This is a genomic window from Streptomyces justiciae (assembly GCF_015163075.1).
In the GTDB taxonomy this organism is placed as follows: domain Bacteria; phylum Actinomycetota; class Actinomycetes; order Streptomycetales; family Streptomycetaceae; genus Streptomyces; species Streptomyces justiciae.
This window is the reverse complement of record NZ_JADDXU010000001.1, coordinates 551,230-571,097: the sequence shown is the minus strand read 5'-3', so window position 1 is coordinate 571,097 and position 19,868 is coordinate 551,230. Positions and strand designations below refer to the sequence as shown.

Sequence of the window (19,868 nt, the reverse complement as noted above, 5' to 3'; positions counted from 1 at the left end):
TCGTTTCACCGGTGGCTGCTTGCACGCACCCCCGGCGCTGGATAATTTCACCGGGCGGTCCTTTTCTGCAGAGAAAAGAAAATGCCATGAATAACACAAACGCGGTCTGCCTCAATATGATCGTCAAGAACGAGGCGCATGTGATCCGGCGCTGCCTCGAGTCCGTACGACCCCTCGTCGACAGCTGGGTGATCCTGGACACCGGCTCGACCGACGGCACCCAGGATGTCGTCCGCGAGACCCTCGCCGACCTGCCCGGGGCGCTGTACGAGAGCCCGTTCCGCGGCTTCGGCGCGAGCCGTACGGAGGCGATCGAACGGGCCCGCGATCAGGCGAGCCATCTGCTGTTCATCGACGCCGACGACGTACTGGAGACCGAGCCCGGCTTCACCCTGCCGGCGCTCACCCACGACTGCTACGACATGCAGGTGCGCCACGGCCCGGTCGTCCACTGGCGCCCGACGCTGGTGTCGACCCGTCTCCCCTGGCGGTACGTCGGGGTGCTGCACGAATACCTGGAGTGCGACACCGAGTTCAGCCGGGCCACCCTCGACGGCGTCCGCATGGTGATCATGGGCGGTGGAGGCCGGTCGCAGGGCAGCTCCCGCACGAAGTACCTGCGGGACGCGGCGCTCCTGAAGGACGGCCTCGCCAAGGAGCCCGGCAACACCCGGTACGCCTTCTATCTCGCCCAGAGCTGGCGGGACGCCGACGAACCGGCGAAGGCACTGGCCGCCTACGACCGCCGGGCGGCCATGGACGGCTTCGCCGAGGAGGCGTTCTGCTCCCGGCTCTACGCGGCCCGCCTCGCCCTGGAGCTGAAGCGTCGTATGCCCGAGGTCATGTCCCGCTTCCTGGACGCCCACGAACACCGGCCCACCCGCGCCGAACCGCTCGGGGAGCTCGCCCACCTGTGCCGGACCCGCGGAGAACGCTGGCCGCTCGCCTACCTGTTCGCGCGGCGCGCGGCGGAGCTCCCGCCGCCCGACGACATCCTCTTCGTCGAGCACGGCTGGTACGACTGGCGGGCCCTGGACGAGCTGGCGGTGGCGGCGTACTGGATGGGCGCCTACCGCGAGTCGCTGGAGGCCTGCGAGCAGCTCCTGGACGGCGGGAAGCTGCCCGCGCAGCACCGCGAGCGGGTGGCCGCCAACCACGACTTCGCCCGCACCAAACTGGCCGTGAGGGCGGACCCTGGAAGGGGACCGAGAGGAAGGTGACCTCCGTCATGAAGACACCCCCGATCGTTTCACCGCAGGAGTGGGAGGCGGCCCGCCAGGAGCTCCTCGTGGAGGAGAAGCGCCTGACCCGGGCCCGCGACGCCCTGGCGGCCAGGCGCCGCCGTATGCCGTGGCTGAAGGTGGACAAGGCGTACGAGTTCGAGGGCCCCGACGGCCAAGTGACCCTCGCCGACCTGTTCCAGGGCCGCCGCCAGCTGATCGTCTACCGCGCCTTCTTCGAGCCGGGCGTCAACGGCTGGCCGGAGCATGCCTGCGTCGGCTGCTCGATGGTCGCCGACCACGTGGGCAACCTCGCCCACCTCAACGCCCGCGACACCACCCTCGTCTTCGCCTCACGCGCCCCGCAGCCGGACATCGGGCGGGTGAAGGCGAGGATGGGCTGGACGATCCCCTGGTACACCCTCACCGACGACTTCGACGCGGACTTCGGCGTCGACGAGTGGCACGGCACCAACGCCTTCCTCCACGACGCCGGCACCGTCTACCGCACCTACTTCATCAACGCCCGCGGTGACGAAGCCCTCGGCAGCACCTGGACCTACCTGGACATGACGGCCCTGGGCCGCCAGGAGACCTGGGAGGACTCCCCGGAGACCTACCCCCAGACCGATCCGTACGCCTGGTGGCGCTGGCACGACACCTACGACACGCCCTGACCCTCTTGCGGGGGCGGACGTGTCAACCGGACGGGCTCGGCACGTACCGCACGGCGAGCAGGGCCACGTCGTCGTCGTTGTCCGGCGGGCGGGAACGTGCCAGCAGCTCGTCGGTGAAGTCCTCCAAGGGGCGGTGGGCCAGGGCTGCGGCGTGCCGACTCAGTCGGTCCATGCCCTCGTCCAGGGTGCTGGCCCGGGACTCGATCAGGCCGTCCGTGTAGAGGATCAGGGTGGACCCCGGCAGCAGTTCCACCGTCGCGTCGGGGCGGGCCTGCTCGGGCATGAGGCCCAGGAGGGCCCCCTGGCCGTCGGTCAGATAGCGGGCCACGCCCTCGTGCGTGACCAGCAGCGGAGGGGGGTGACCGGCGTTCGTCCAGGACAGCTCGCACCGGCCCGCGTTCTCCGTCATGCGGGCGAAGACCAGCGTGGCCATGGAGACCTCGGCGATGCCCTGCGTCGTCGCATGGTCGAGCCACTCCACGATCTTGCTCGGCGGCTGCTGCTGGGACACCGCGTACGCCCTGAGGATGTTGCGCAGCTGCGCCATGCCCGCCGCGGCCTCCAGGTCGTGCCCGACGACGTCCCCCACGGCGAGGGCGGTGGCGCCGTCCACCAGGGTGAACGCGTCGTACCAGTCGCCGCCCACGTGGGAGGCGTCCGGCGCGGGCAGGTAGCGGACGGTCATGCTGCGGCCGGGTGCGTGCGGGAGCTTCGGCAGCAGATGGCGCTGCATGGTCTCGGCGACCTTGCGCTGACGCTGGTAGAGGCGGGCGTTCTCCAGGGCCATGCCGGCGCGTCGGGCGATGTCCTCCAGCAGGGCGGCGTCCATCGCGGTGAACCGTTCGGGCTGAGCGGACCGGCCCAGGGTGACGGCACCCATCACGTCGTGCAGGGTGCGCAGGGGCACTACGACGGCCGAGTGCATGCCGGTCGCCTCGAACAGGCGCCGCTGCTCCATGGCGATCCCGGAGTCGGGCGGGCCCTGATAGGTCTCGGGGCCGGCGAAAGCCGACGCGACGCCGCGCAGCGCGCGGGACAGGGGCATCTGGGACTCCTGCGGCACCGGTGGCATGGGCCCCTGGAGGTCCTCCCGGAAGACCACGGTGCCGCCCTCGGCCTGGGCGACCGCGAAGCGCCACACTTCGCCCTGCTCACCGATCAAGTCGATGACCGCCCAGTCGGCGATGCGCGGCACCACCAGGGTGATCAGGTGGCGGAGGCCTTCGTGGATCTCCAGGGTCGAGGTGAGCAGGGTGGTCGTCTCGGCGAGCAGGGCCAGCCGTTCCAGTTCGGAGAGCCGTCCGCCGGACGGTGACCGCTGGACGGGTCGCTTCTGGTGCCCGGCGGAGTGGAAGAGGATGAGCGTGGTCGACGAGCGGTCGTCCGTGTCACAGGGAGTGGCGAGCCATCTCACCGGCAACAGCGTGCCGTCGCCGCGCTCCAGCCACTCGTCCTCCCCCTGCTGTGTGTCCCCGCCGAGGACACTGTCCCGGATGCGGCACTGGGCCCTCGGCATCGGTTCCCCGCAGCTCGTGCGGTGCAGCAGATCATGGGCGTCCTGCCCGACCAGATCGGCGGCGGGCCGCGCCAGCAGCCGCTCGCCCCGCACGTTGACGGCGACGATCAGCCCCTGCGCGTCCGCCAGGTAGGCGCCCGTCCCAAGAGCGTCAAGAGCCCTGACGACGTCTCCCTGCACACCATCCGGCCCCCTCATCGCCGCCTCCCACCACGGGGAAATCACGGACATCGATGAGTCCCGAGTACCCGCGAGCCCACGAATGACCCGCAGGCCACCCCCTCCGCCACACCTGAAAGCCCCCTTCCCGATCAGGAAGGGGGCTCACAGGATCCTGCAGCCACACCGAGCAATCAGCCGCCCATGTCAGTGGGCGTGCCCACTCCCAGCAGGCGCCGGCGTCGCGTTCTTCACCGTCAGGGGCAGGAGCTTCTTGCCGGTCGGGCCGATCTGGATGTGGGTGTCCATCTGGGGGCAGACGCCGCAGTCGAAGCAGGGCGTCCAGCGGCAGTCGTCGACCTCTGTCTCGTCGAGGGCGTCCTGCCAGTCCTCCCAGAGCCAGTCCTTGTCGAGGCCGGAGTCGAGGTGGTCCCAGGGCAGGACCTCCTCGTAGGTGCGCTCGCGGGTCGTGTACCAGTCGACGTCCACGCCGAAGGGGGCGAGGGCCTTGTCGGCGCACGCCATCCAGCGGTCGTAGGAGAAGTGCTCGCGCCAGCCGTCGAAGCGGCCGCCGTCCTCGTAGACCGCGCGGATGACCGCGCCGATGCGGCGGTCGCCGCGGGACAGCAGGCCCTCGACGATGCCGGGCTTGCCGTCGTGGTAGCGGAAGCCGATCGAGCGGCCGTACTTCTTGTCGCCGCGGATCTTGTCGCGGAGCTTCTCCAGGCGGGCGTCCGTCTCCTCCGCCGAGAGCTGCGGGGCCCACTGGAACGGGGTGTGCGGCTTGGGGACGAACCCGCCGATCGAGACCGTGCAGCGGATGTCGTTGGAGCGGGACACCTCGCGGCCCTTGGCGATCACGTTCATCGCCATGTCAGCGATCTGCAGGACGTCCTCGTCGGTCTCCGTGGGCAGGCCGCACATGAAGTACAGCTTCACCTGGCGCCAGCCGTTGCCGTAGGCCGTCGCGACGGTGCGGATGAGGTCTTCCTCGGACACCATCTTGTTGATGACCTTGCGCATGCGCTCGCTGCCGCCCTCGGGGGCGAAGGTCAGGCCCGAGCGGCGGCCGTTGCGTGTGAGCTCGTTCGCGAGGTCGACGTTGAAGGCGTCGACGCGGGTGGAGGGGAGGGACAGACCGATCTTGTCCTCCTCGTACCGGTCCGCCAGGCCCTTCGCGATGTCGCCGATCTCCGAGTGGTCCGCCGAGGACAGGGAGAGAAGGCCGACCTCCTCGAAGCCCGTCGCCTTCAGGCCCTTCTCGACCATCTCGCCGATGCCCGTGATCGACCGCTCGCGCACCGGGCGGGTGATCATGCCCGCCTGGCAGAAGCGGCAGCCGCGGGTGCAGCCGCGGAAGATCTCGACCGACATGCGCTCGTGGACCGTCTCGGCGAGCGGGACGAGGGGCTGCTTGGGGTAGGGCCACTCGTCGAGGTCCATGACCGTGTGCTTCGACACGCGCCACGGCACGCCCGACTTGTTCGGGACCACGCGGGCGATACGGCCGTCCGGGAGGTACTCGACGTCGTAGAACGCCGGGATGTAGACGGAACCCGTCTTCGCCAGGCGGAACAGGACCTCCTCGCGGCCGCCCGGCTGTCCCTCCGCCTTCCACTCGCGGATGATCCGCGTCATGTCGAGGACGGCCTGCTCGCCGTCGCCGATGATCGCCGCGTCGATGAAGTCCGCGATCGGCTCCGGGTTGAAGGCCGCGTGGCCTCCGGCGAGCACGATCGGGTCGTCCAGACCACGGTCCTTGGACTCCAGCGGGATGCCCGCCAGGTCCAGCGCCGTCAGCATGTTCGTGTAGCCCAGCTCCGTGGAGAAGGACAGGCCGAACACGTCGAAGGCCTTCACCGGGCGGTGGCTGTCCACCGTGAACTGCGGGACGCCGTGCTCCCGCATCAGCGCCTCCAGGTCCGGCCACACGCTGTACGTGCGCTCGGCGAGGACGCCCTCCTGTTCGTTCAGCACCTCGTAGAGGATCATGACGCCCTGGTTGGGCAGCCCGACCTCGTAGGCGTCCGGGTACATGAGCGCCCAGCGGACGTCACTGGACTCCCAGGGCTTGACCGTGGAGTTGAGCTCGCCGCCGACGTACTGGATCGGCTTCTGCACATGCGGGAGCAGAGCTTCGAGCTGCGGGAACACCGACTCGGCGGTTTCGGCTGACATCTCGCACTTCCGTGGACTGACAGGGGTGACCATCTAGCGTAACGCGAGCGCGGACCTCCCCTGTCCGTCCGTTCAGACCGCCAGGTCGCCCTTGATCGTCGGCCAGGTGACGGGCAGATCCAGCTCGACCAGCTCCGCCCGCCGCTCCTCGTGCCCGTACAGCACCCCGTACGTGAACGTGCTCTCCCCCGCCGCATGCGCCTGACCTGCGAGATCGCGCAGCGCCAGGCGGGTCATCACGCTGTCCTGGTGATCGCCGAGCAGCCCCTGCAAGGACTTCATCGACCGCACGAGATCGACGGCAGGCTCCCCGAGCGCCTTGGCCGCCGCCTCCGCCGAGTACCGCGTGCGCTTGCACTTCTTGCGCGCCTCGTGGATCGCGAGGTCCCGGTCGGCACCGGGCGGCAGCTCCAACGCCTGCTCGACCAGGTCCGTCAGCTTCCCGAAGTCCTTCCGTACGGCCTTGGCGAGCACCTTCGACGGCGACCCGCCGGCCGCCTTCAGCACCGGCGGCTCCGCCACCAGCGCGTCCAGCGCGGCCAGCAGCTCCAGGTACCGCTTCCCGTCCAGTACGGCGATCAGCCGACGCCGCGATCCGCCGCTGCGGGCGTGCGACCAGGTACGCAGCCGCGTGCGGACCGGGCCCGCGAGCAGGGTGCGCGGCAGCTCGTCGAGGCGGGCGGTCAGCCGTTCCGTCAGCACCTCCTGGTCGCGGTCCACGCCCAGCTCACCGGCGAGCCACTTCAGCTCCTCACCGATCGGGTCGGTGACGGCCCGGTCCAGGACCTTGCCGTACGACCGGAAGGCGCTGCGCATCCGGCGGGTGGCGACCCGCATGCGGTGCACCGAGTCGTACATGTCCCGCCGCACGGCGGGGTCGAGTTCGACGATCGCGTCCCGCTGGGCGCGCAGATAGGCGAGGACATGGTCCCCGGCGGTCTCCGGGTCGGCCGCCTCGACGGCCTTCTTCTTCCGCTTCTTCTTCCCGCCCGTCTCCGCCAGCGCCCGCGCCAGCTTCGACGCCGACTTCGACGGTCGTACGCCCGCCTTCCGCAGCCGTTTCTCCACCTTGTCGAGGAAGACGGGGTCGCCGTCGTCGGCGAGCTCGATCTCGATCTCGGTCCACTGGACGGTGCCGCCGCCCTCGGTGAGCCGCTCGGCGCGTACCCCGTCCACGCTGGCCTCGGCGAGGAGTACGCCCTCGGCGTCGACGAGATGACGGACGTCCCGCTCGGACAGCAACCGGACCACGGGCAGCAGCTCGGCGTCCCGGACCCGGGAGCGGATCAGGCCGGCGAGGGCGCGGGGGACGGTGTCGGAGAGGGGCGCCTGGATCTCGTCCCGCACCCCGGGCGCCACCGGGAACTTCAGGTGCCAGCCGGCGTCCGCGCCCCCGACGCGGCGGCGCAGGGTGATCGAGGCTGCGGCGAGGCGTTCGTCCCGGGTGTCGTAGTAGGTGGCGTCGAGGTGCGCGACACCCTTGTCGATGACGGCCGCGACCCCGGCGACGCCGGTGAGGTCGGGCAGTCCGCTGTCGTCGGACTCGTACTTCCGCTCGATCTCGCGCTTTGTGTCCGCCATGAACCGAATCTAGACGGAGTCGGGGCGGGACGGCAGAGGGCACCGAGGCTGAATCCCGGGGAAACTCCGGGACATCAGGAGGTGAGCAGCGCCCGCATCGCCTCGCTGTCCGGGAACGGCGCGTCCTTCGCCGTACGGGACAGGAGGAGGACGTGCGCGTCCTCGAACTGGTCGTACGACATCGGTTCCGGGCCCTGTCCGACGATCACGACGTTGTGCTCCAGACGCCAGCTGACGTAGCGGGTGTTGTATCTGGGTTGGCGTATGTCGTGGTGCGGGAGGCCGAGTCGGTCGGTGAAGCGCTGGACGACCGTGGCGTGGTGCGCGTCGAACTCCGGGCGCCAGGCGCCCTCCTGGCTCGTCCAGCCGGGGACGGTCGCCCAGATGTCCTCGTCGAGGAGGCCGCCGTCGACCGTGTAGAGGTAGGCGAAGGGCAGGTGGAGCGTGCCGTCGCCGTCGGCGGTGACGAAGTGGCCGTGCGGGGTGACATGGGTGGCCTCGGGGACGTCGGGCGTCTCCTCGTACGCCGGCCCGCCCACCGCCTTCGACCAGTCCGGCCAGCCGGCCTCACGCAGCCGGGCCTCCACGGTCTCGCCGTCGGTCAGGTCCAGCTCCGCCAGGGCCAGCAGCCGGTCGACCAGCTCCTCGTCGACCGGGCACACGGCCACGTACTCCTCGGACACCCCGCTCCCCCCACGACACTGCTAGGCCGACATCGGCCGCTGCACCTTGATCGACTGCAACAGCCCCACCGCGACCCACACCGCGAACATCGAGGTTCCGCCGTAGGACACGAACGGCAGCGGCAGACCGGTGACCGGCATGATGCCCAGCGTCATCCCGATGTTCTCGAAGGACTGGAAGGCGAACCAGGCCACGATCCCCGCCGCGACGATCGTGCCGTACAGCTCGGTCGTCTCCCGGGCGATCCGGCAGGCCCGCCACAGCACCACACCGAGCAGGATGATGATCAGGCCCGCGCCGACGAAGCCCAGCTCCTCGCCCGCGACCGTGAAGACGAAGTCCGTCTGCTGCTCGGGCACGAACTGGCCGGTGGTCTGCGAGCCGTGGAACAGGCCCGCGCCCGTCAGACCGCCCGAACCGATCGCGATCCGCGCCTGGTTGGTGTTGTAGCCGACACCGGCCGGGTCGAGGCTGGGGTTGGCGAAGGCGGCGAAGCGGGCGATCTGGTAGTCGTCCAGGACGCCGAGCTGCCAGACCGCGATCGCGCCGATCGCGCCGGTGCCGAGGAGCCCGAACACCCAGCGGTTGGAGGCGCCGGAGGCGAGCAGCACGCCCAGCACGATGATGACCATGACCATGACCGACCCGAGGTCGGGCATCAGCATGACGATCAGCATCGGCACGGCGGCCAGGCCCAGCGCCTGGAGCACGGTCCGGTGGTCCGGGTAGGGCTTGTCGCCCGCGTCGACCCGCGCCGCCAGCAGCATCGCCATGCCCAGGATGATCGTGATCTTCACGAACTCCGAGGGCTGGAGGGAGAAGCCGCCGCCGAGCACGATCCAGGAGTGGGCGCCGTTGACCGTCGAGCCGAGCGGCGTGAGCACCAGGAGGATCAGGAACACCGAGGCGCCGTAGAGGATCGGCACCGCCGTTCGCAGCGCCCGGTGACCGAGCCACACCGTGCCGATCATCAGGGCGAACCCGATGCCGGTGTTCATGATGTGCCGGATCAGGAAGTAGTACTGGTCGCCCTGGTTGATCTCGGTGCGGTTCCGGGTCGCCGAGAAGACCAGCAGCGAGCCGATGCCCGACAGCGCGAGCGCCGCGAACAGTATCGGCCAGTCCAGCCGGCGGGCCAGCGAGTCGCGGGCGAACAGCCGCGTCCAGCCCGCACGCTCGGGGCCGTACCCGGAGACGGAGAAGCTGTTGCCGGTCATGTGCACATCCTCCGGCTTCCCCTGCGGCGCCGCCGCCTGCGGGTGTTGCGGTTGCCGCTCGTCGGCTGCTCGACGGTCGCCGCCAGCGTGGTCTCCTCCGGCTTGGGGGCGCCTTCCTGGCTCACCCGCTGCTGCTTGGCCGGGTCCTTGGCGACCTTCGGCGACTTGATGGTGCCGTCCGTGCGGACCTTCGGCAGGCTCTTCTGCGGGGTGGGGAGCAGCGCGTTCTTCTTGTTGATGGTGCCGTCGTCGGAGACGCCGTACAGCGCGTCGTAGATGTTGCGCACCGCCGGGCCCGAGGCACCGGAGCCCGTACCACCCTGGGAGATCGTCATCACGATCGAGTAGTCCTTGGTGTACGTGGCGAACCAGGACGTCGTCTGCTTGCCGTAGACCTCGGCCGTACCCGTCTTGGCGTGCATCGGGATCTTCTCCTGCGGCCAGCCGACCTGGGCGAAGCGCCAGGCGGCCGTACCGCGGGTGGCCACGCCCGCGAGGGCGTCGTCCATCTTGGCCAGCGTGGTCTTGCTTATCGGCAGCTTGCCGTGGGACTTGGGCGCGATCTCGTCGACGCTCTTGCCGTCGGCGCTGACGATGGCCTTGCCGACCGTCGGGTCGTACAGGGTGCCGCCGTTGGAGATCGCCGCGTAGATCGTGGCCATCTGGATCGGGGTGACCATGGTGTCGCCCTGGCCGATGGAGTAGTTGATCTCGTCACCGGCACGCATCTTGTTGCCCTCGAGGCAGTTCTCGTACGAGATCTTCTCGACGTACGTGCCGTCCTTCTTGCCGGTCTTGCACCAGGCGTCCTTGTTGGCCTCCCAGTACGCCTGCTTCCACTGGCGGTCGGGGACGCGGCCGGTGACCTCGTTGGGCAGGTCGATGCCGGTGGTCTTGCCGAGGCCGAACTGGTGGGCGGCCTTGAAGAAGTAGTCCTTCGGCTCGCCCTTCTTCGGGTTGATGCCGCCGTCCCGCTGCCACTCCCTGTGGGCAAGGCCGTAGAAGACGGTGTCGCAGGACACCTCCAGCGCGCGGCCGAGGTTGATGGGGCCGAAGTTCTCCGACTCGAAGTTCTTGAAGACCTGGCCGCCGACCGAGTACGAACTCGTGCACGGGTAACGGCCGTCGAAGTCGTAGCCCGCCTCGACCGCGGCGGCCGTGGAGATCACCTTGAAGGTGGAGCCGGGCGCCGACTGGCCCTGGATGGCCCGGTTGAGCAGCGGGTAGTTGGAGTCCTTGCCCGTCAGCTTCTTGTAGTCCTTGGCGGAGATGCCGCCGACCCAGGCGTTGGGGTCGTAGGTCGGGTTGGAGGCCATGGCGACGATCCGGCCGGTCTTGGCCTCCATGACGACGACGGCACCGGAGTCCGCCTTGTAGTTCTCACCGGTGTTGTCGTCGAACTGCTTGCGGGCCTCCTTCATCGCCTCGTTCAGCTCGTACTCCGCGACGCGCTGGACGCGGGAGTCGATGCTGGTGACGAGGTTGGCGCCGGGCTGGGCCTCGTCGGCCTCGGCCTGGCCGATGACGCGGCCGAGGTTGTCCACCTCGTAGCGGGTGACGCCGGCCTTGCCGCGCAGTTCCTTGTCGTACTCCCGCTCAAGACCCGAGCGGCCGACCTGGTCGGAGCGCAGATAGGGCGAGTCGGTGTCCTGGGCCTTGGTGATCTCCTCGTCGGTGACCGGGGAGAGATAGCCGAGGACCTGGGCGGTGTTGGCCTTGCCGGGGCTCGGGTAGCGGCGCACGGCCTCGGGCTCGGCGGTGATGCCGGGGAAGTCCTCGGCGCGCTCGCGGATCTGCAGGGCCTGCTTGGCGGTGGCCTCGTCGGTGATGGGGATCGGCTGGTACGGCGAGCCGTTCCAACACGGCTGCGGGGTCTCGGCGTCGCACAGGCGGACCTTCTGCATGACCTCCGCGGGCTTCATGCCGAGGACCTTGGCCAGCTTGGTGAGGACCGCCTTGCCGTCGTCCTTCATCTTCAGCAGGTCCGTGCGGGAGGCGGAGACCACCAGCCGCGTCTCGTTGTCCGCGATCGGCACGCCGCGCGCGTCCAGGATCGAGCCGCGGACGGCGGGCTCGACGACCTGCTGGACGTGGTTGCCGGACGCCTCCTTCGCGTACTCGTCGCCCTCGCGGATCTGGAGGTACCACAGGCGCCCGCCGAGGGTGCCGAGGAGGGACAGGACGAGGATCTGGATCACGATGAGCCTGATCTGGACCCGTGGAGTCCGACCGGTCTCGGGGATGTTGGTCACTGCGGCTGCCGCCCCCTCTCAGTGCGCCGGGTTGTGTGCGCGTACGAATGATGAACGGCCGACCTGTGAGCGCTCGTTCCGCCCCGGCAAACACGTTCGAGTGAACCTTCCCGAGGCGGCCACAGACACCTGATCGGCCCTCAACACACCCGCCCTCACAGCCGCTTGACCCCCTTGATACGGCCGACCCGCGCGGTTCGCGTCCGCGCCTTGGTCTTCAGCGAGCCGAGCCCGCCCCGCTGGCCGCCGATCTTCAACCCCGTACCGGAGGAGAGCCACCCGGACGAGATGTCCGTGGCCTTCTTCGCGGAGGAGTTGGTCTCCGCGAGCGGGTCGTTCTCGGCGCGGCGGGCGAGCGCCATGATGCCGGGGACGACGAACGGCGCGAGCAGCAGGTCGTACAGCGCGGCCGTGAACAGCAGGCTGCCGAGGCCGACATGACGGGCGGCGGTGTCGCCGACGAGGGCGCCGACACCGGCGTACAGCAAGGTCGTGCCGAGGGCGGCGACGACCACGACGACCATCGGGCCTGTGGCCGACTTCAGACGGCCGTTCTCCGGCTTGGCGAGGCCCGCGAGGTAGCCGATGACGCACAGCACCAGCGCGTAACGCCCGGCGGCGTGGTCCGCGGGCGGCGCGAGGTCGGCGAGGAGTCCCGCGCCGAACCCGACGAGGGCGCCGCCGACATGGCCGTAGACCATGGCGAGGCCCAGGACGGTCAACAGCAGGATGTCGGGGACGGCGCCTGGGAGATGGAGTCTGGACAGGACGCTGACCTGCAGGACCAGGGCGACGACGACGAGGGAGGTGGAGAGCAGGATCCGGTTGACACGCAAGGGGAATCAGCTCCTACTGCTCTTGCTCGAACTGGCCGTCGGCATTGGCGTTCGCCGAGGGGGTGACCGTGACGGTGACGGTCGGGGTGGGGGTCGGCTTCGGCTTCTTCGGCAGCACCGTGTCCCGCGGGTCCTTCTTCGGGGCCTCGACGACGACACCGACGACGTCGAGCTTGGTGAAGCTGACGTACGGCGTCACGTAGAGCGTGCGGGTCAGGCCGCCGCCGGAGGGGTCGACACGGGAGACGACACCGACCGGGACGCCGGGCACGAAGGGCTTGTCGGCCTGCGAGCCGAAGGTGACGAGGCGGTCGCCCTTCTTCACCTCGGCCTTGCCGTTGAGGAGTTCGACGCGCAGCGGGCGGTCGCCCTGCCCGGAGGCGAAGCCGAGCTCGTCGCCGGCCTCCATGCGGGTGCCGACGGTGAAGTCGGGGTCGTTGGCGAGGAGCACGGTGGCGGTGTTCGGGCCGACCGTCGTCACGCGGCCCACCAGCCCGTCGCCGTTGAGGACGGTCATGTCGCGCTTGATGCCGTCGTTGGAGCCGACGTCGATGGTGATGGTCCAGGAGAAGCCCTGGGCCGCTCCTATGGCGATGACCTCGGCACCCTTGATGCCGTACTGGCCCTCGGCCGCGACGCCCATCATCTTGGTGAGCTGCTTGAGGCGGCTGGAGTTGCGGTCGTCGCTGCCGAGCTTCGCCTTGAGGGCCGCGTTCTCCTTCTCCAGGGCGGCGAGCCGGTCGTGGCGCTCACCGGAGTCGCGGATCGAGGAGATCGCGTTGCCGACCGGGTTCACCGCGGCGGAGACGCCGTCCTCGATCGGGCCGAAGACCGTGGCCGCGGCCTGGCGGGCACCGTCGACCGGTGAGTCCTCCCCGCCGCGGATGTCCACCGTGATCAGTGCGAACGCGATGGCGATCAGCAGCACCAGGAGCAGCCGGCTCTCTCGTGTGTCCCTCACGTGCGGCGGCCGTGCCTTCCTCAATAGGAATGTGCAGTGTTCAGGAATGTGCGTCTGTGTATGTGCGGGTGTGTAGAGGCGAGCTTATGCCTCTATATCAACGATCCGCCGTACGAGAGGAGATCATCTCGTACGGCGGAATCGAAGAGTTACGTCATCTGCGCGGCTGGGCGTCCAGGACCTGCTGGAGCGCCTCGAACTCCTCCACGCACTTGCCGGAGCCGAGCGCCACGCTGTCGAGGGGGTCCTCGGCGATGTGGATCGGCATGCCGGTCTCGCGGCGCAGCCGCTCGTCGAGACCGCGCAGCAGGGCGCCCCCGCCGGTCAGAACGATTCCGCGGTCCATGATGTCGCCGGACAGCTCGGGCGGGCACTTGTCGAGGGTCGTCTTCACCGCGTCCACGATCGCGTTGACGGGCTCCTCGATCGCCTTGCGGACTTCGGCGGCCGAGATGACGACGGTCTTGGGCAGCCCGGAGACGAGGTCCCGGCCGCGGATTTCGGTGTGCTCGTCAGCGTCGAGGTCGTACGCCGAACCGATCGTGATCTTGATCTGCTCGGCCGTCCGCTCACCGAGGAGGAGGGAGTACTCCTTCTTGATGTGCTGGATGATCGCGTTGTCCAGTTCGTCGCCCGCGACGCGGATCGACTGGGCGGTGACGATCCCGCCGAGCGAGATGACCGCGACCTCCGTCGTGCCGCCGCCGATGTCGACCACCATGTTGCCCGTGGCCTCGTGGACCGGCAGGCCGGAGCCGATGGCCGCGGCCATGGGCTCCTCGATGATGTGCACCTGGCGGGCGCCGGCCTGGGACGACGCCTCGATGACGGCACGGCGCTCGACGCCGGTGATGCCCGAGGGCACACAGACGACGACCCGCGGACGAGCCAGATACCGCCGCTTGTGGATCTTCAGGATGAAGTAGCGGAGCATCCGCTCGGTGATCTCGAAGTCGGCGATCACGCCGTCCTTCAGCGGACGGACGGCAACGATGTTGCCGGGCGTGCGCCCGATCATCTTCTTCGCTTCGGCGCCGACCGCCAGGATGCCACCGGTGTTCGTGTTGATCGCGACGACGGACGGCTCGTTGAGTACGATCCCGCGACCCCTGACGTACACCAGCGTGTTGGCGGTCCCGAGGTCGACAGCCATGTCACGGCCGATGAACGACATTGAGTTCCCCATCAGGATTCGTCTGGCCTTCCTGGGAGCTTTTGAGGGCTTTTCAGGTCGGCGAAGTGGGTGCTGTGACGTGAAGGCCTCCATCGTAGTGGCGCCTGCACGAACACTGCGTAAGGGTCTCCGCCATTGTCAGCAGATGCCGACGGTGTTCGCTCCTGGAGAGGGGCGTTCGGGGGTGCTCGTTCCCTCGATCGCCACGCATATGCCAAGAAAGTCCGGAGGCGGCCCCCCGGACTTTCACCAACGGCACACGCGTCAGGCGCGACCCGGGAAGAAGATCTTCACCTCGCGCTCCGCGGACTCCTCGGAGTCGGAGGCGTGGATGAGGTTCTCGCGGACGATCACACCGAAGTCCCCGCGGATCGAACCGGGCGCGGCGGCGATCGGGTCGGTCGGGCCGGCCAGCGCGCGCACACCCTCGATGACCCGCTCACCCTCGACGATCAGCGCCACGACCGGGCCGGAGGCCATGAACTCCACCAGCGGCTCGTAGAAGGGCTTGCCCTTGTGCTCGCCGTAGTGCTGCTCCAGCGTCTCCTGGTCCAGGGTGCGCAGCTCCAGCGCGGTGATCTGCCAGCCGGCCTTGCGCTCGATACGGCTGATGATCTCGCCGGTCAGGCCACGACGGACGGCGTCGGGCTTGAGGAGGACGAGGGTGCGCTGCGTCACGAGGGGACTCCTTTGTCGAGCGTGTCAAGCGTGGTGCGGGAAGACCGAGGTTACAGGGCGTGTCCGGCCGTCTGTCACGCAGCGTCAGGTGTGGGGGTCTCCGCCTCCGCCATCGCCGCGAATCTGGCCTTCGCCTCGTCGATCTTCCGGCCGTAGTGCACCGAGGCCCACCACAGGGCGGCGAAGACCGCGCCCAGGAAGAACATCGTCGGCACGACGAACCCGGAGGCGATGAGCGCGACCTGGAGCGCCCAGCCCAGCGCGATGCCGCCCGGCCGGGTCACCACCCCGCACAGCACCAGACACAGGAACATCGCGATGCCGCTGACCGTCCACACCGTGGACGTGGACAGGTCGTCGTCCTTCATCGCGACCAAGGCGGCGAAGCCGATGACGAAGAACTCGCCGATCAGGGTCGAAGAACAGAGCGTACGCACGGGTGGTCAGCCCCTCCCCAGAAGCAGTCGGGCCTCGCCGACAGTGATGACAGAACCGGTGACGAGCACACCGCCGCCCGCGAACTCGCCCTCCTCCTCGGCCAGCGTGATCGCGGCCTCCAGGGCGTCGGGCAGCCGCGGCTCGACCTGGACGCGCTCCTCGCCGAACACCTCGACGGCGATCGCGGCCAGCTCGTCGGCGTCCATGGCGCGGTGGCTGGAGTTCTGCGTGATCACGACCTCCGCGAAGATCGGCTCGAAGGCCTCGAGCAGCCCTCGTACGTTCTTGTCGCCGCTCGCCCCGACCACGCCGATCAGCCGGCTGAAGTCGAAGGCCTCGCCGACCGCCTCGGCGGTGGCGCGGGCGCCCGCCGGGTTGTGGGCGGCGTCCAGGACGACGGTGGGAGACCGCCGTACGACCTCCAGCCTGCCAGGCGAGGACACGGCCGCGAAGGCCTTGCGGACGGTGTCGATGTCGAGCGGCTCGGGCCGCTGCGAGCCGACGCCGAAGAACGCCTCTACGGCGGCGAGCGCGACGGCGGCGTTGTGCGCCTGGTAGGCGCCGTGCAGCGGGAGGTACACCTCCTCGTACTCCCCGCCGAGCCCGCGCAGCGTCAGCAGCTGGCCGCCGACGGCGACCTGCCGCGAGACGACCCCGAACTCGAGCCCTTCCCGAGCGACCGTGGCGTCGACCTCGACCGCCTTCTTGAGCAGCACCTGAGCGGCGTCGACCGGCTGCTGGGCCAGGATGACCGTCGCGTCCTGCTTGACGATGCCGGCCTTCTCCGTGGCGATCTCGCCGGGCGTCTCGCCGAGCCGGTCGGTGTGGTCGAGATCGATGGGCGTGACGACGGCGACGTCACCGTCGATGACGTTGGTGGCGTCCCAGGTGCCGCCCATCCCGACCTCGACGACGGCCACGTCCACGGGCGCGTCCGCGAAGGCGGCGTACGCCATGCCGGTCAGCACCTCGAAGAAGGACAGCCGGTACTGCTGCTGGGAGTCGACCATCTCGATGTACGGCTTGATGTCCTCGTACGTCTCGATGAACCGCTCGGCGGAGATCGGCGCCCCGTCGAGGCTGATGCGCTCGGTGACGGACTGCACGTGAGGGCTGGTGTACCGCCCCGTACGCAGCTCGAAGGCGCCGAGCAGGGCCTCGATCATGCGGGCCGTGGAGGTCTTGCCGTTCGTCCCCGTGATGTGGATCGAGGGGTACGACCGCTGCGGCTCGCCCAGGACGTCCATCAGCGCGGCGATGCGGCTGACGGAGGGCTCCAGCTTGGTCTCGCCCCAGCGGGTGGCGAGCTCCGCCTCGACGTCCCTGAGGGCCTTGTCGAGCTCGGGGTCCTCGGGGCGGGTCGGTACCTGTGCCTCCGGCGGGGTGCCTTGGGTGCGCAGGGTGCGGCTGCCGGCCTCGATGACCGCGAGGTCGGGGTCGCGGTCGGTCTCTGCCGAGATGATCTCGTCGAAGGGGTCGTCGGTGTCGCTCACGGGGTCAGTCTACGGAGGGGGAGTGGCAGGGCGCCTATGGAGTGGGGTGGCTGGGCTTTGTACGGCGAGTGCGGGTTGGTTGTGGCCGGTCGCGCAGTTCCCCGCGCCCCTTGGGTGCGTAAAGGCTCCCGGAACCGAGCAGTTCCGGGAGCCTTCAGCGTCGTACAGACCCTTACGCGGGCGGCAGCCTGTCCAGCTGAGCCTGGATGCGGGCGATGTCCTCGTCCGCCTTTGCCAGGCGGCCTCGGATCTTGTCCACCACGTTGTCCGGGGCCTTCGCCAGGAACGCCTCGTTGCCGAGCTTGGCCGTTGCCTGGGCCTTCTCCTTCTCCGCCGCCGCGAGGTCCTTGGCGAGGCGCTTGCGCTCCGCCGCGACGTCGATGGTGCCGGAGAGGTCGAGGGCGACCGTGGCCCCGGCGACCGGGAGGGTCGCCGTCGCCGAGAAGCTCTCGCCCTCGGGCTGGAGGCGGAGGAGCTGGCGGATGGCCGCCTCGTGCGGGGCCAGGGCAGTGCCGTCCAACGTCAGCCGTGCGGGCACGCGCTGGCCGGGCTGGAGGCCCTGGTCGGCGCGGAAGCGACGGACCTCGGTGATGACGGACTGGAGGGACTCGATCTCGCGCTCGGCGGCCGCGTCCCGGAAGCCGCTGTCCTTCGGCCAGTCCGCGATGACGACCGACTCGCCGCCCGTGAGGGTGGTCCAGAGGGTGTCGGTGACGAACGGGACGATCGGGTGCAGCAGCTTCAGCGTGATGTCGAGGACCTCGCCGAGGACGCGCTGGGAGACCTTGGCGCTCTCGCCGCCCGCCTGGAACGTCGTCTTGGACAGCTCTACGTACCAGTCGAAGACCTCGTCCCATGCGAAGTGGAAGAGGGCGTCGGAGAGCTTCGCGAACTGGAAGTCCTCGTAGTACGCGTCGACTTGGGCGACCGTCTTGTTGAGACGGGAGAGGATCCAGCGGTCGGTCGCCGACATCTGCGACGGCTCGGGCAGCGGGCCCTCGATCGTCGCGCCGTTCATCAGCGCGAAGCGCGTGGCGTTCCAGATCTTGTTGGCGAAGTTCCGGGACGCCTGGACCCAGTCCTCGCCGATCGGGACGTCGGTGCCGGGGTTGGCGCCGCGGGCCAGGGTGAAGCGGACGGCGTCGGAGCCGTACTTGTCCATCCAGTCCAGCGGGTCGACGACGTTGCCGAAGGACTTCGACATCTTCTTGCCGCGCTCGTCGCGGACGAGCCCGGTCAGCGCGATGGTCTTGAAGGGGACCTCGCCGTCCATGGCGTACAGGCCGAACATCATCATCCGGGCGACCCAGAAGAAGATGATGTCGTGGCCGGTGAGCAGGACGTCGGTCGGGTAGAACTTCCGCAGGTCCTCGGTCTGTTCGGGCCAGCCGAGCGTGGAGAACGGCCACAGGCCGGAGGAGAACCAGGTGTCGAGGACGTCGGTGTCCTGACGCCAGCCCTCACCGGTGGGCGGCTCCTCGTCGGGACCGACGCAGACGACCTCGCCGTCGGGGCCGTACCAGACCGGAATCCGGTGTCCCCACCACAACTGCCGCGAGATGCACCAGTCGTGCATGTTGTCGACCCAGTCGAAGTACCGCTTCGACATGTCCTCGGGGTGGATCTTGACGCGGCCGCCGCGGACCGCGTCGCCGGCGGCCTTCGCCAGCGGGCCGACCTTGACCCACCACTGCATGGACAGGCGCGGCTCGATGGTGGTCTTGCAGCGCGAGCAGTGGCCGACGGAGTGGACGTACGGCCGCTTCTCGGCGACGATCCGCCCCTGCGAGCGCAGCGCCGCGACGATGGCGGAGCGCGCCTCGAAGCGGTCGAGGCCCTGGAAGGGGCCGTGGGCGGTGATGACGGCACGCTCGTCCATGACCGTGATCGACTCCAGGCCGTGGCGCTGGCCGATCGCGAAGTCGTTGGGGTCGTGGGCCGGGGTGACCTTGACGGCACCCGTGCCGAACTCGGGGTCGACGTGGGTGTCGGCGACGACGGGGATGGAGCGGTCGGTGAGCGGGAGCTTGATCCGCTTGCCGATGAGGTGCTGGTACCGCTCGTCGTCGGGGTGAACGGCGACGGCTGTGTCACCGAGCATGGTCTCCGCGCGCGTGGTGGCGACGACGAGGGTCTCGTCGCCCTCCCCGTACTTGATGGAGACGAGCTCGCCGTCGTCCTCCTGGTACTCCACCTCGATGTCCGAAATGGCCGTCAGACAGCGCGGACACCAGTTGATGATGCGCTCGGCGCGGTAGATCAGCTCGTCGTCGTAGAGCTTCTTGAAGATGGTGAGGACGGCCTTGGACAGGCCCTCGTCCATGGTGAAGCGCTCACGGTCCCAGTCGACGCCGTCGCCGAGGCGCCGCATCTGGCCGAGGATCTTGCCGCCGTACTCCTCCTTCCACTGCCAGACGCGCTCGACGAACTCCTCGCGGCCCAGGTCGTGGCGGGACTTGCCCTCCTCGGCGAGCTGCTGCTCGACCTTGTTCTGGGTGGCGATGCCGGCGTGGTCCATGCCGGGCAGCCACAGCGCCTCGAAGCCCTGCATGCGCTTACGGCGGGTGAGGGCGTCCATGAGCGTGTGCTGGAAGGCGTGGCCCAGGTGGAGCGAACCGGTGACGTTCGGCGGCGGGATGACGATGGTGTAGGGCGGCTTGTCGCTCTTCGCGTCGGCGGCGAAGTAACCCTTGTCCACCCAGCGCTCGTACAGCGCTCCCTCTACCTCGGCCGGCGCGTACTGGGTCGGCAGTTCGGTGTCGGGCGCTGGTGGCTGCTGCTGAGCGTTCTCGGTCACGGGGTCA

At 69.3% G+C, this 19,868-nt stretch carries 15 protein-coding genes; 2 read left to right on the top strand and 13 right to left on the bottom strand.

Annotated features, from left to right (window positions below; translation table 11 throughout):
- Window positions 1–86 precede the first annotated feature (86 nt).
- Both IQ210_RS02530 and IQ210_RS02525 read left to right on the top strand, forming a co-directional pair.
- Entirely contained in the window at window positions 87–1,220 is a 1,134-nt protein-coding gene (locus IQ210_RS02530) for a tetratricopeptide repeat-containing glycosyltransferase (RefSeq protein ID WP_194076436.1), read from the top strand.
- An 8-nt stretch (window positions 1,221–1,228) separates the two neighbouring features.
- Window positions 1,229–1,897 carry a DUF899 domain-containing protein gene (locus IQ210_RS02525; protein ID WP_194076433.1) on the top strand — a complete coding sequence of 223 codons (669 nt, stop codon included), beginning with the start codon at window positions 1,229–1,231 and terminating at the stop codon, window positions 1,895–1,897.
- Between the two features lie 22 nt (window positions 1,898–1,919).
- On the opposite strand, the gene IQ210_RS02520 is transcribed toward IQ210_RS02525, so the two are convergent.
- The 13 genes from IQ210_RS02520 to IQ210_RS02460 all read right to left on the bottom strand — a co-directional run bounded on the left by IQ210_RS02520 (window position 1,920) and on the right by IQ210_RS02460 (window position 19,861).
- Complete coding sequence (locus tag IQ210_RS02520; protein ID WP_228046923.1) at window positions 1,920–3,611, bottom strand: SpoIIE family protein phosphatase; 1,692 nt, start codon at window positions 3,609–3,611, stop codon at window positions 1,920–1,922.
- A 168-nt stretch (window positions 3,612–3,779) separates the two neighbouring features.
- Window positions 3,780–5,750, bottom strand: a complete 1,971-nt coding sequence (locus IQ210_RS02515) for a TIGR03960 family B12-binding radical SAM protein (RefSeq protein WP_194076429.1) — start codon at window positions 5,748–5,750, stop codon at window positions 3,780–3,782.
- A gap of 72 nt (window positions 5,751–5,822) precedes the next feature.
- The gene (locus IQ210_RS02510; protein ID WP_194076427.1) at window positions 5,823–7,331 is read right to left on the bottom strand and encodes a CYTH and CHAD domain-containing protein; all 1,509 of its coding nucleotides are present in this window, start codon (window positions 7,329–7,331) and stop codon (window positions 5,823–5,825) included.
- Between the two features lie 74 nt (window positions 7,332–7,405).
- Entirely contained in the window at window positions 7,406–8,014 is a 609-nt protein-coding gene (locus tag IQ210_RS02505) for a hypothetical protein (protein ID WP_194076425.1), read from the bottom strand.
- A gap of 21 nt (window positions 8,015–8,035) precedes the next feature.
- A complete protein-coding gene (gene rodA / locus IQ210_RS02500) occupies window positions 8,036–9,232 on the bottom strand; it encodes a rod shape-determining protein RodA (protein WP_194076423.1) in 1,197 nt (398 codons plus the stop codon).
- The gene (gene mrdA / locus IQ210_RS02495) at window positions 9,229–11,484 is read right to left on the bottom strand and encodes a penicillin-binding protein 2 (RefSeq protein ID WP_194076420.1); all 2,256 of its coding nucleotides are present in this window, start codon (window positions 11,482–11,484) and stop codon (window positions 9,229–9,231) included. The genes rodA and mrdA overlap by 4 nt, the downstream gene beginning before the upstream one ends.
- Window positions 11,485–11,639: 155 nt before the next feature.
- Entirely contained in the window at window positions 11,640–12,320 is a 681-nt protein-coding gene (gene mreD / locus IQ210_RS02490; protein WP_194076418.1) for a rod shape-determining protein MreD, read from the bottom strand.
- A gap of 13 nt (window positions 12,321–12,333) precedes the next feature.
- On the bottom strand, window positions 12,334–13,281 hold the full coding sequence (gene mreC, locus IQ210_RS02485) for a rod shape-determining protein MreC (RefSeq protein WP_194076416.1): 948 nt from the start codon (window positions 13,279–13,281) through the stop codon (window positions 12,334–12,336).
- Between the two features lie 154 nt (window positions 13,282–13,435).
- Window positions 13,436–14,455 carry a rod shape-determining protein gene (locus IQ210_RS02480; RefSeq protein WP_004931372.1) on the bottom strand — a complete coding sequence of 340 codons (1,020 nt, stop codon included), beginning with the start codon at window positions 14,453–14,455 and terminating at the stop codon, window positions 13,436–13,438.
- Between the two features lie 264 nt (window positions 14,456–14,719).
- On the bottom strand, window positions 14,720–15,133 hold the full coding sequence (ndk, locus tag IQ210_RS02475; RefSeq protein ID WP_079311146.1) for a nucleoside-diphosphate kinase: 414 nt from the start codon (window positions 15,131–15,133) through the stop codon (window positions 14,720–14,722).
- Window positions 15,134–15,207: 74 nt separating this feature from the next.
- A complete protein-coding gene (locus tag IQ210_RS02470; protein ID WP_194076414.1) occupies window positions 15,208–15,570 on the bottom strand; it encodes a DUF4233 domain-containing protein in 363 nt (120 codons plus the stop codon).
- 6 nt (window positions 15,571–15,576) lie between these two features.
- Window positions 15,577–17,064: a bifunctional tetrahydrofolate synthase/dihydrofolate synthase gene (gene folC, locus IQ210_RS02465; protein ID WP_194076412.1), complete on the bottom strand. Its 1,488-nt coding sequence runs from the start codon at window positions 17,062–17,064 to the stop codon at window positions 15,577–15,579.
- Between the two features lie 172 nt (window positions 17,065–17,236).
- Window positions 17,237–19,861, bottom strand: a complete 2,625-nt coding sequence (locus IQ210_RS02460) for a valine--tRNA ligase (RefSeq protein ID WP_194076402.1) — start codon at window positions 19,859–19,861, stop codon at window positions 17,237–17,239.
- Between the last annotated feature and the right edge of the window lie 7 nt (window positions 19,862–19,868).

Coding starts and splice junctions, on each gene's coding strand:
- IQ210_RS02530 (WP_194076436.1), top strand. CDS start 87: ATGAATAACACAAACGCGGTCTGCCTCAATATGATCGTCAAGAACGAG.
- IQ210_RS02525 (WP_194076433.1), top strand. CDS start 1,229: ATGAAGACACCCCCGATCGTTTCACCGCAGGAGTGGGAGGCGGCCCGC.
- IQ210_RS02520 (WP_228046923.1), bottom strand. CDS start 3,611: ATGAGGGGGCCGGATGGTGTGCAGGGAGACGTCGTCAGGGCTCTTGAC.
- IQ210_RS02515 (WP_194076429.1), bottom strand. CDS start 5,750: ATGTCAGCCGAAACCGCCGAGTCGGTGTTCCCGCAGCTCGAAGCTCTG.
- IQ210_RS02510 (WP_194076427.1), bottom strand. CDS start 7,331: ATGGCGGACACAAAGCGCGAGATCGAGCGGAAGTACGAGTCCGACGAC.
- rodA (WP_194076423.1), bottom strand. CDS start 9,232: ATGACCGGCAACAGCTTCTCCGTCTCCGGGTACGGCCCCGAGCGTGCG.
- IQ210_RS02480 (WP_004931372.1), bottom strand. CDS start 14,455: ATGTCGTTCATCGGCCGTGACATGGCTGTCGACCTCGGGACCGCCAAC.